General features: G+C 60.9%; 9 protein-coding genes. 1 reads left to right on the forward strand and 8 read right to left on the reverse strand.

Going from position 1 to position 12,145, the window contains the following annotated elements; genetic code table 11:
- Positions 1 to 142: 142 nt before the first annotated feature.
- Positions 143 to 2,227 (forward strand): molybdopterin-containing oxidoreductase family protein, encoded by a 2,085-nt coding sequence (locus tag ET524_RS03105; RefSeq protein ID WP_129423289.1) that lies wholly within the window; start codon positions 143 to 145, stop codon positions 2,225 to 2,227.
- Between the two features lie 172 nt (positions 2,228 to 2,399).
- Here the strand turns inward: ET524_RS03105 and ET524_RS03110 are convergent, their stop codons facing one another.
- The 8 genes from ET524_RS03110 to ET524_RS03145 form a co-directional block, all read right to left on the reverse strand.
- Positions 2,400 to 3,797: an ATP-binding protein gene (locus ET524_RS03110; protein WP_129423290.1), complete on the reverse strand. Its 1,398-nt coding sequence runs from the start codon at positions 3,795 to 3,797 to the stop codon at positions 2,400 to 2,402.
- A gap of 226 nt (positions 3,798 to 4,023) precedes the next feature.
- On the reverse strand, positions 4,024 to 4,767 hold the full coding sequence (locus ET524_RS03115) for a TlyA family RNA methyltransferase (protein ID WP_129423291.1): 744 nt from the start codon (positions 4,765 to 4,767) through the stop codon (positions 4,024 to 4,026).
- Between the two features lie 228 nt (positions 4,768 to 4,995).
- Positions 4,996 to 6,051, reverse strand: a complete 1,056-nt coding sequence (locus ET524_RS03120; protein WP_129423292.1) for an aspartate-semialdehyde dehydrogenase — start codon at positions 6,049 to 6,051, stop codon at positions 4,996 to 4,998.
- 8 nt (positions 6,052 to 6,059) lie between these two features.
- Positions 6,060 to 7,340, reverse strand: coding sequence for an aspartate kinase (locus ET524_RS03125; protein WP_129423293.1), 1,281 nt, complete (start codon positions 7,338 to 7,340; stop codon positions 6,060 to 6,062).
- A 237-nt stretch (positions 7,341 to 7,577) separates the two neighbouring features.
- Positions 7,578 to 8,909, reverse strand: a complete 1,332-nt coding sequence (locus ET524_RS03130) for an NCS2 family permease (protein WP_129423294.1) — start codon at positions 8,907 to 8,909, stop codon at positions 7,578 to 7,580.
- A gap of 378 nt (positions 8,910 to 9,287) precedes the next feature.
- Complete coding sequence (locus ET524_RS03135; RefSeq protein WP_129423295.1) at positions 9,288 to 9,917, reverse strand: DUF47 domain-containing protein; 630 nt, start codon at positions 9,915 to 9,917, stop codon at positions 9,288 to 9,290.
- Positions 9,918 to 10,136: 219 nt separating this feature from the next.
- Entirely contained in the window at positions 10,137 to 11,054 is a 918-nt protein-coding gene (locus ET524_RS03140) for a trimeric intracellular cation channel family protein (RefSeq protein ID WP_129423296.1), read from the reverse strand.
- Between the two features lie 50 nt (positions 11,055 to 11,104).
- Positions 11,105 to 12,061, reverse strand: a complete 957-nt coding sequence (locus tag ET524_RS03145) for a zinc dependent phospholipase C family protein (RefSeq protein WP_129423297.1) — start codon at positions 12,059 to 12,061, stop codon at positions 11,105 to 11,107.
- Between the last annotated feature and the right edge of the window lie 84 nt (positions 12,062 to 12,145).

Here is a 12,145-nt window from a genome sequence, read left to right on the forward strand (position 1 = left end):
TGAGGCTTCAAGGCTTGACGAGTGCCCTTACGAAGCCATTTCTGCTCAGCTTCCGGCGTCTTTGCGCGTCAGTTTCTTCGCCGCCCCTAACGCGGCGCATCTCTACTTTCAAACAAACGAATACAACAGAAACGAGGGATTCATGGCAACAGAAACCAAGGATGTCACCTGCGGTTTTTGCCAAGGTGGCTGTCAGGTTACCATCACACTTGAGGACGGCGTACTCGCCGCCGTTAAGCCAAACAGCCAATCGCCGCGCGCTCGCCTGTGCCCGCGCGGCGCGCTGGTGCCGAAATTCATTTATGGCGAGCAGCGCGTGAAAACGCCCCTTATTCGCAACGGCGCCCGCGGCATGGGCGAGCTGCGCGAAGCAACATGGGATGAGGCGCTTGACCATGCCGCAACCCTCATCAAGGACGTAACGCGCCGCCACGGCGCCCGCGCTATGGCGTCGTATTTCGGTCGCGGTGTGCTGTTCAGCCCGGTCATGGGCATGTCGTCGGGACCTGAAGCATTCCTGCGCAACATCGGCTCGCCGAACGACTGCAACTGCGGCTCAATCTGCAACCTGGTATCAAGCACCATTGCTCCGGCGCTCACGCTTGGCGTGCCGACGATGAAACAAGTCCAAGACGTTCCCAACAGCGACCTTATCGTCTCATGGGGCAAAAACTCCGCTACCGATGACGGTCCCCAGATTATGCTCGCGCAGATTCAACAAGCGCAGGCACGCGGCGCAAAACTCATCGTCATCGATCCGCGCCTTGAGGGCTTGGGGCAAATTGCAGACTGGTGGATTCCCATCCTGCCCGGCACCGACGGCGCGCTGGCGCTTGCTATGTGCAAAATCATCGTGGAAGAAAACCGCTACGACACCGAATTTGTGCGCGACTGGACGCAAGGCTTCGAAGAGTTCGCCGCCTACTTGGCAACGCTTGAGCTCGAAAAGCTCGGCACCATCTGCGGCGTCCCCGTTGCCGATATTCGTAAGCTCACTGATGAGTTCTGCGGCACGCAGAAGGCGTCGCTTGTGTCCTATACCGGCCTGGAATACGCCTTGTCGGCCGTCCAAAACATTCGTGCGCAATACGTGCTGTGGGCCATCACCGGAAAGCTCGACGTCGAAGGCGGCATCTACCTAAACGCTTGGGGCCAGCCGACGCAACCCGTTCGCCCTGTTCCCGAAGAGAACACGCCTTTAGGCGCAGCGAAATACCCGCTGTACTTCGGACTTGCAGGCATGGCGCTATTCGGGCAGTTCCCGCACGCCGTGCTTGACGACGACCCCTACCCCGTACGCGGTCTTCTTGTCGTAGGCGGATCGCCTGCGGTTTCGTTCCCTGACAGCAATACGTGGCGCGCTGCTTACGAACGCCTGGAATGTCTGATCGTAGTCGACCGCTTCTATAGCGAAGAGATGCGCTACGCCGATGTAGTGCTGCCGGCCAAAACGCTCTATGAAATGATTCGCGTGCAACCCACCCCCGAGGGGCCCGTGCTCACCGATCCCGCTATCGAAACCATAGGCCAAGCACGCGACGAATCGATAATCTTAGGCCAGCTAGCCGACCGCCTTGGCTTCGGCGACAAATACCCCCGCAACGAAGACGAGCTGCGTTCCTGGCTTGTTGCCGCGCAACGTCCATTCGTGGCGCCGTTTAAAGCAGCAACGCCGCCGGCACGCGCGTACAAAAAGTATGCAACTGGCCAACTTCGCGCGGACGGCAAGCCTGGCTTCCCCACGCCGTCGGGCAAGTTTGAAATTCGCTCGACCACGCTTGAGCAATTTGGCTACACGCCCTATCCGCGTTTCGAAGATGTGCGCGACCTGCCAGGTTTCGGCGCCGATGAGTGGCCGCTGCTTATGACCACCGGCGCGCGCAGCAACAAACGCATGGGCGGTTTAGGCGCAAACCTTGCCCCCATCGGAGAAGGAATCGACCCGAAACCGCTTGTTGACATAAACGAAGCCGACGCCGCAACGGCGGGAATCGCAGACGGCGATGCTATTGTGGTCGAAACACCGTTTGGCCAGGCTCCCTTCTACGCGCACGTCGGCGGCACCACCGAAGGTGCCATACACGTGCCGCACGGCGGTGGCAGCGCCTATATGCCGCAGCCGTGGCGCGAAGGCAACGCGAACTGTCTCACCAGCCTGGAATTCTGCGACAGCATCACCGGCTTCCCCATGCTGAAGTCCGTCCCCTGCAGAATTCGCAAGGCATAGCAATCCCCATAAACCACGCAGGCTGAACAACAAAGCGGGCCATTGGCACATAGCCGATGGCCCGCTGCTTTTACGCTATCCACATCGCCAAATCAAACGCTCGCCAGCACGCTTTCGAAGTGTTCGCAGACAACCCTCGATGCAACACCAGACAATTAAGGGAGTAAAGCGCCTACCGCAAGCTTTCGCACATCTCGTTAAAGGTCAGCAGCCCCATATCGCCGCGCTGCGCAGCATATTCCCGGCAACCTGACGTGAAGCCCGATTTCGAGAACAACACGTAGCGCTTGGTCCCGTAGCGGAACAGTTCGCTTCTGAACACCAACTTTTCGGCAACATCCGCACCCGTAGGCTCGTTGCGCCACTTGCATTCCGCGAACAGGGCGTTGCCTTCATCGTCGTCGACAACGATGTCGATTTCCTCCTGCGACTTCGTCCTGTTGTCGTTACCCCACCAGCGGCCCATGTTCACCGGCAGCACATCGAACCGCCCCGCCTTCGCCTGCGCATACAGATACTGCATGCATACATCCTCGAACACGCCTCCCATGAAATCAGCAATGTGCGGCTCCATCCGCTCGTAGATGACATCTGCCATCCCGTTCGCGATCAGCGACATATAACGCGGCACGAACCGATACCAGAAACGGAACATCGAATCTGCAAGCGCGTAAATCGACTTCCTACTCGATGCCTCTTTAAACGGCGCCTCGCGCTTCACGATTCCCAAGCTTTCAAGCTTGCGCAAGTACGTGCGCGTGTTGCTTTCGGGAATCTTTGCGGTTGTCGCAATCTCGTTCAAACGAGATTTTCCCGATGCGATGGCCTGGATAATCGCATCGTACTGCTCGGGCGAACGGCATTCTTGCAGCAACAGGTTCCCCGGCTCTTCGAACAGGTAGCCATCCGGCGACAAGAACAACTTCTTGATGCTATCGCGCACGCTGTCGCGCGGATCGATCTTCTCGACATAAGCAGGAATACCGCCAGTGCAACCATACAGCACCGCCGCATTTTCCGGATTCATGCCCGGCCAGCAGGACAATGTCGTGAAGAAGTCGAACGGCTCAACCTTCAACTGTGCTGTACGTCTTCCGTACAACGGGCTTTCATACCCAAGAACCTGCTCTTCCATGAACGAAAGCGACGACCCGCACAACACGAGCATCAACTTCGTACCGTCCTTGAGCATATGATCGATCTTGTCTTGCAAAAGCGAAGAAACCTCGGGGAACGAGTACGCCAAATAGGGGTACTCATCGATAACGAACACCAGACGCTCATCCCGAGACAATCGAGCAAGCGCATCGATGGCCTCGTCGAAGGAACCAAACGACCCCATGGGGGCACCAGCGGCAAATGCGGTGATTGCATCGCTAACCAACGCAAGGTTCGCTTCGGCATTCGTGCGGCGAGCCTGCACGTAGATAGCGCGCTTACCCTTCACGAATTCGGAAATCAGACGAGTTTTGCCGACACGACGCCTTCCGTAAATGACGGGCATCTCGAATGAGCCCGAATCATACAACCTGTTCAGCACTTCAAGCTCGCGCTCACGCCCTACGAACATGCTCAGCCCCTTTCTTATAGCTACATATATTATAGCAACGTATAATATATGTAGCTATAAGAAATAGTTTCGCTACGATGCGTCGGGCAGGCAAAGGACCACACCATCCGCTAGCCAATCACGAAGAGCATGGCTCTTACCCCCGAAATGAAAGCGCCGTCGTCGATTTCGATGCCAATATGCTGCGAAATCGACGACGGCACATCAGGAATGCCAGAGCACACGCCTACCCCCGAAACACGGCCCTTACCAGGTATTCCACGTTGCCTTGGGTGCCGGTGATGGGACTTTCCACCACGCCGGTGGGCGTGAAGCCCGCCGCATCAAGCGCATCGCGCACTTCTTGCACGGTGCGTTGGCGCACGGACTCATCGCGCACGATGCCGTGATCGGTTTCGTCGTGCTGACTTTCGAACTGGGGCTTTACCAGGCCTATGAAGATGGTGCCCGCAGCGGCGAAACGCGCGAACACCGGCGCCAGCGCCGCTAAGCCGATGAAGCTCAAGTCCGCCACCAGCACATCGAACGGCGCGCCCAGCTCGGCCGGGTCGGCCAGCTTGATGTTCGTGCGCTCGAACACCGTCACGCGCGGGTCCTGGCGCAGCTTCCACGCCAACTGCCCATAGTTCACGTCCACGCACGCCACGCTTGCCGCGCCCGCCTGCAACAGGCAGTCGGAAAACCCGCCCGTTGAGCTGCCGATATCCATGCAGCGCATGCCCGAAACATCCTGGGCAAACGCATCGAGCGCGCCCTGCAGCTTATGCCCGCCTCGCGATACGAACTGCTTTCGGCCCTTCACCACGATGTCGGCATCTGGCGCCACCTTGATGGCAGCGCTGGTGACGTACACGTCGTCAACCTTCACCTCGTGCGCCAAAACGGCACGCAAAACGGTGCCGGCGTCAGGGAACGTGCCCTGCTCCACCAGCAACTCGTCCAACCGAATCTTTTTCGCTTTCTTAACCATGCCGCCCATTATAGCGAAAGCCACCAGCCAGAGCCGACCCAAACGGACGCCCAGCAGCTCAGCACTAGCACAAGACGTCCAACGGAAAGATGCTCGGCCCAGTTCGACGACCAGTCAAATGACCTTGGCCACCCTGCGCACACAGCCGCATCGATATTCCCAAAAGGCAAAAAGGCGCCGCCGGCTCGAAACCGGCGGCGCCTTCGTTTGGCATTCCCTATTTGCGCGCTATTCCTGCGGGAGCAGCAGCTGGGCAATCTGCACGGCGTTCAGTGCGGCGCCCTTGCGGATTTGGTCGGCAACTACCCACATGGCCAGGCCGTGCTTGACCGTGGGATCGCGGCGGATGCGGCCGACGTACGTGTCGTTTGTGCCGGCAAGCAGGCCCGGCATGGGGTACACGTTGTTCGCAGGGTCGTCCATAACGGTGACGCCCGGCGCGGCGGCCAGCGCCTCGCGAGCATCCGCGGGCGGCACGTCGCCGACGAACTCGACGTTGATGGACTCGCCGTGGCAGCGCAGCACGGGTACGCGCACGCAGGTGGCGGCAACCTGAATGTTGTCGTCGCCCATGATCTTCTTCGTTTCCACGACCATCTTCCACTCTTCCTTCGTGGAATCGTCGTCCAGGAACACGTCGATGTGCGGGATGGTGTTGAACGCGATGCGATGCGCAAACGCGCTGATGGTCAGCTCGTCCTCGGGCTTGCCGTCCAGGAACTCGCGCGTCTGGTCGTACAGCTCGGCCATGGCCGGCGCACCGGCGCCAGATGCGGCCTGGTACGTGGACACCACCACGCGGCTGATGCGCGCCAGGTTGTACAGCGGCTTTAGGGCCACCACCATCTGGATGGTGGAGCAGTTCGGGTTGGCGATAACGCCGTTGTGCCAGCTCACGTCGCCGGGGTTCACCTCGGGCACCACCAGCGGCACGTCCTCTTCCATGCGGAACGCGCTGGAGTTGTCGATCATGACGGCACCGTGGGCCACCACGGCCTCGCGCATGGCCTTCGACACGGAAGCGCCAGCGGAGAACAGCGCGATGTCAACGCCCTCGAACGAATCAGGCGTCATTTCCTGCACGGTCAGCTCGCCCGCAGGCACCTGGCCGCAGCCCTCGAACGGAAGCTTCTTACCGGCAGAACGAGCGGAAGCCAGCGCGATAACCTTCGACGCAGGAAAATCCAGGTCGTGAAGCACCTTCAGAAACTCGTTGCCCACAGCGCCCGTAGCACCGCAAACCGCAACCACCGGATGAGCCGGCATTACCTTCGTCCAAGCCATAAGTTCTCCTATCGTCCCTTATTCATCTTCGCGGCGATTTCTTCCGCGGACAGCTGGGTTTCCTCGAACACGCTGTCGGAGTCCAGGCCAAACGCCGTGTGCAGGCAACGCACGGCCTGCGCGGTTTGCGCGCCGTCCACCACGACGGACAGGCGAATGGGCGACGTGGAAATAGCCAGGATGTTGATGTTGTTCTCACCGAGCGTTTGGAACGCCTTCGCGGCGATGCCCGGGCTCGACTTCATGCCGGTGCCAACCAGGCTGACCTTCGCGATGTCCTCGTCCACCACGCACTCGCGCGCGTTGATGTCGGGCAGGATGCGCTCCACCGTTTCGCAGGCGCGCTTCTTGTCGGCGCCGGGGCACGTGAAGCTGATGTCGGTGATGCCGTCTTCGGACACGTTCTGGATGATCATGTCCACGCTCACCTGGTTGCCCGCCAGCGCGCTGAACAGCTTCGCTGCCACGCCGGACATGTCGGGCACGCCGCGGATGGTCACCTTCACTTCCGAGGTGTCGTGTGCGATGCCGGTGATGACGGCTTCCTCCATCATGTCGGTTTCCTCCTTGACGTAGGTGCCCTCGGCGTCGGAAAACGCCGAACGGGAATGGATGACCACGTGGTACTTGCGGGCGAACTCGACGGCGCGCATCTGCAGCACGCCGGCTCCGGAACCGGAAAGCTCCAGCATGTCGTCGTAGTTGATGACGTCGAGTTTCTTCGCGCGCGGGCAAATGCGCGGGTCGGCGGTATACACGCCGTCCACGTCGGAATAGATCTCGCACACGTCGGCGTTCAGACCGTGCGCCACGGCAACGGCCGTGGTGTCCGAGCCGCCGCGGCCAAGCGTGGTGATGTCGCCCTCGGCGTCGACGCCTTGGAAGCCCGCCACCACGGCGATGGCGCCGCGCTCAAGCGCATCGCGCACGCGCTCGCTGTGCACCATGACGATCTTCGCCTTGTTGTGAATCTTGTCGGTTTCGATGCCGGCTTGGCGGCCGGTGAAGCTCATGGCCTTGTAGCCGCGCGCTTCGATGGCCATGGCCAGAAGCGACATGGACACCTGCTCGCCCGTAGACAGTAGACGGTCCATCTCGCGCGCCGGCGGATTGTCGTTGAGCGCGGCAGCCAGGCCCACCAGCTCGTCGGTGGTTTTGCCCATGGCAGACACCACGGCCACCACGTCGTGGCCGGCCTGCTTCTTCGCGATCAGCTTCTTCGCAACCATTTGGATGCGCTCGGGGCTTGCAACGGACGTGCCCCCGAATTTGCATACGATAAGCGACATGCGTTTCCTCTTTGGACGGTTATCAGTCGTTTGTCACTATAGCAAACAACCCCGCATCCACCTTGTTGAACAGTGGTTGCGAGGTTGTTTTTTCACAGCGAACGTACGCGTTAGCCAACGGTTCGCGCCGCGATCGAACACGCATGGCGCACACAGGCGCATCAAGTGTCTGAAACGCAGTGGCCTGCAGGGCTTTTCGCGCCCGAGCGCAAGCCCGCAAGCGCCGCCTGCGCCGCGCTACGAGAACAGCACGAACGTGACCAAGAATGCCGCCGACACGATCCACATAAGCGGCTTGATGTCGCGCCAGTGGCCCTGCGTGACCTTCACCACCACGTACGTGATGAAGCCGAAGCCGATACCGTTGGTGATGGAGTACGTGAACGGGATGCCCATGATGGTGACGAACGCCGGGATGGCGGCCTCAAGGCTGCCCCAGTCGATCTTGCCGATGTCGCTCATCATAAGGTAGCCCACGATCACCAGCGCGCCGCACGTGGCCGAGCTGGACACCATGCCGATGATAGGAGCCAGGAAGGCGCACACGAAAAACGCCAGCGCCACCACCAGGTTCGACACGCCCGTGCGCGCGCCGGCCGCCGCGCCCGACGTGGACTCGGCGAACGACGTAATGGAGCTTGCGCCCGCGAAGCCGCCGACAATGGCGCCCATGGAGTCCACCAGCAGGATTTCGCGCGTGTTCTTCACGTTGCCGTCTTCATCGACGAAGTCGCCCTGCTGGCCGACGGCCATCATGGTGCCCATGGTGTCGAAGAAGTCGCTCATGAGCAGGCTGAACACGAACATGAGCAGCACGGGCTGCACGAACACCTGCGCGATGGCGATGCCGCCGCCGTCGGGCAGCTGCTGGAACGGTGCGCACAGCGCGCTGAAGTCGGGAATGAAGTCGAATTCGGTGGGCAGCGCCGTGACGCCAAGCGGAATGCCCACGACGGTGGCCACGATGATGGAGATGAGCAGGCCGCCTTTCGTGCCGCGCACCGTCAATATGATGGCAAGCGCAATGGACACGATGGCCACGATGGCCTCGGGCGACGTCAAGCTGCCCATGGTGATAAGCGTGGAGGAATCGGCCGCCAGGATGCCGCCGCCCTTCAGGCCGATGAACGCCACGAACAGGCCGATGCCGATGCCGATGGCCTGGCGCAGCGCAACGGGAATGGCGTCCATAACCGCTTCGCGCAAGCCCATAAGCACGAGCACCATGATGATGACGCCTTCCAGGAACACCACGCCCATGGCAATGCGCCAGTCAAGCCCCATCGAACCGCACAGCGTGTAGGCCACGATGGCGTTGATGCCCATGCCCGACGCCAGCGCGATAGGCCGGTTCGCGATAAGGCCCATGGCCGCCGTCATGATAGCCGCGCCGAAGCACGTAGCGGTAAGCGCCGCGTTGAACGGGATGCCCGCCGCCTCCATCATGGCAGGGTTCACCGCCACGATGTATGCCATGGTCAGGAAGGTGGTAAGGCCCGCCATCACTTCCGTGCCCAGCGAGCTGCCGCGCTCGCTTACCTTGAAGAAACGCTCGATAACCGCTTCCATGCCGCCCCTTCTCCTCATGTCCGTCCGCATCCGGGCAGGATGCGGCGCGCCCGTTGCGGCCACGTGGCCCGCGGCCGCATTTCCGTTAGCGTTCACTTGCGCGCTCGGGCACTCCGCAGGATGCACGACCGCGCGAAAAAACGCACCTTGCAGGGTATCACACGCAGCATACGCCGCGCGATAGCGCAGTGCGCAAGCGTGGCGAACGCAAGCGCGAACGAGACCGGTTCGCACAGCAGCAGGCGGACAATGGGACGAGCAGCCCATCCGGAAGCAACGTCAGCCCCACCCCGCCTCGCCCTGCTCGCCCCAAACGCAAAGCGAGGGGCAAGCCGTCTGGCCCGCCCCTCGCCGGGAAATGCAGTTCGTTGTTTGCCGCTACACGTTCTTCAGCATGATGGTGCTCATGACGTCGGACGCGCGCTCGCACGCGTCGCAGCATGCCTCCATGCTGTCGAACAGCTTCGACCACACCAGCACGCGCATGGGATTCTCGCGATCCTCCACGTGCAGCTGGCGGATGACCTTGATGTAAAGCTGGTCGGCCTGCTCTTCGTGGTCGTGCACCTTCACGATCAGGCTTTTGAAGTTCTTCGACTTCTTGAAGTTGCGGAAGTCGCACATGGCGTCGTCAAGCGCCTCGCAGCTGCCCTTGATGAGCTTCGCGAACTCGATGGCCTGCGGATGCATGAAGTGGATGTCGTACATATAGAAGTGCTGCATGACGTCTTCGATGTCGTCGACGATATCGTCGAGCGCTTGCGACATCTCGATGATGTCCTCGCGGTCGACCGGCGTGATGAAGTCGGTGGCAACCGTCTTGAAGATCTCGTGGTTGATGAGGTCGCCCTCGTGCTCAAGCTCGTGCGCCTTCTGCATGTTGTCATGCAACGCGGACGCTTCCGTGAACTGTTCGATCGTTTCGACCAGTAGCTTAGCCTCAGCCACGGCCAGCTTCGAGTGCTTCTCGAACGCGTCAAAATAATCGAACTTGTGCTTCTTACCCATTGGGTCTCCTTTTGAGAACAAGTGCACTGCACGCTTCCACACGCGGGTTCCCAGTGTAACGCATGTTGACGTGGGGAAAACGCGAAATCGACCGCTTGCCCACGATTCACGACATCCGTAAACATCCCGTAATCTTAAGCGGACGCTCAATGCAACGAACGGCGCGTTGACGTTGGGTTTCACGCGCGGGCAGCATGCACGGCGCCCGCCGGGGCGCCCTTACGTTTCGCTTTCGGGGCGCGTGGGCTGGTCGTCGCTTGCGGGATAGTAGATGTTCTCGCCGTCGGTGCTGGTGACGCCGCTTGGCGTGCCGACGGCGGCCATGCTGCCCGTATTCGAGGGGCTGCCGGAAGAAATCGGCGGCATGCTGCCCGTCACGCCCTTCGCCGTTACCGGCGGAATCTTGCCCGTCAGGCCCGTCGTCTGCGCCGCGCGGCTGGGACGACGGTGCGTGCGCACGCGCGACACCACATGCTTGACGGGCTTGGCCACTGCTTGCGTGACAGCATCGGAATAGTCGCGCGCCGGACGCGTGCGCCAGCCGAACTTCAGCGCCGCATAGCGAATGCCCAGCACCAGCACCACGCACGTGATGGCCGCGTATTGGTCGAACAGGTGGTTCTGCTTCATAAGCGCGAACGCCAGCGCGCCGATAAGCGCCGCCGACACGTACACCGTGCCCGCTTGGAACGCCTCGGGCTCGCGGTTCATGCAGATGTCGCGCACGATGCCACCGCCGTTTGCCGTGATAGTGCCCAGTATAACGGCCGGCACGATGTCAAGCCCGGCCGACAGCGCCTTGCCCGTGCCGATGACGGCCCACAGCGCCACCGACAGGTTGTCCAGGAAGTCCACGAACGGGTCGAAGTACGTGATGAGCTTGCCGAAGTAGAACACCGCCACGCCCGTGATGACGCACGCGATAATCAGATTCGGCTTCTGAAATGCGTAAATGCCGTAATCTTGCAGCAGGACGTCGCGCATGATGCCGCCCGCCAAGCCAACGACGATGGCAATGCAGCACACGCCGAAGATGTCGTAGCGGGCGCGCACGGCGCTTAACGCCCCGAACACGGCGCCGGCGATGGTAGCGGCAAGCTCGAGCCAATACGGAATAGCCAGAGCGGTTTCAAGCATGAAAGCCCTTTCGCCTTACTCGCGTTTACGGAAAGCTTCTGGCAGCGAAGCTAGTCGACCGCCAGGACCTGCGCCTGCGTTGGCTTGCCGGAAAAGTCCAGCTCACCGGTAAGTTCGCGCGTTTTCTCCACGGTATAGCCGGGCTGATCGAACGCGGCGATAAGCGTTTTGGCCTTGCCCTGCGCCTGCTCGAACAAATCCCAGAAGCTGGTGGTGCGCACATCGCCGGTGAACGGATTCGTCCAAGGGGCGCGCTCGTGGTTTGCGAACACGCTTTCGGTCGACTCGATGGCGCGGTGGCTCATGGACTGATAGAACGAATGCGGGCGCATCACGCGCTCCACACGGCCGATGACATCGCGCTTCATGCCCGATGGCGAATAAAACAGCGCCTGCACGCGGCGGAAGCACCGCACGGACAGGTCGAACAAGTTCGACGGCACGATTTCGCCGTACACGTTCAGGGCAATGTAGGCGTACATCTTCGACACGGCGCGCAACACGAACGGGCTGGCGTGCAGAATCTCGCGCGAGGGGTTGAACGTTGCGATGGTGTCGCCACGCTTGACGAACAGCACCATCTCGTCGAATTCGCTTTCGATGACGCCGTGCACCTCGCTGCCGTCGTCGCGCGTCAAGCCGGGCTCGCCGGCATCGCACAGGGCGTATTCGTTGCAGTACACCAGCGGGTGCATGGTGGAATCAAGCGCATAGTGGCACAGAAAACCCAGCGCATAGGCGCGGCCAACGGCCTGCTCTTCCTCGTCAAGCACATCAAGCGATTCCTTAAACGCAGCCAAAAGCTCGGCGGGTTTCGACGAATGCATGGTGTTGCCCAGCTTGTGGTACTGGGTGATGCGCAGGCTTGCCACAGCGTAGAACAGCGGGTCGGGGCCCTGGTTTCCCAGTAAGAACGCGTCGGCTTCGTCGCGCGAGCCGCCGATGGTCTGGAACAGGCAATCGTAGACGTCGCGGCCGAAGAAATCGTGGGTGATGATCGCAGGCATTCCGTGTCCCCGTTTCTCGTGTGTCTGACATTCATTTTACGTGGATGATTATAGCCATCATATACAATGAGGTGCGCGTCGCGC

The sequence above is a fragment of the Senegalimassilia faecalis genome, from assembly GCF_004135645.1.
Taxonomy (GTDB): domain Bacteria; phylum Actinomycetota; class Coriobacteriia; order Coriobacteriales; family Eggerthellaceae; genus Senegalimassilia; species Senegalimassilia faecalis.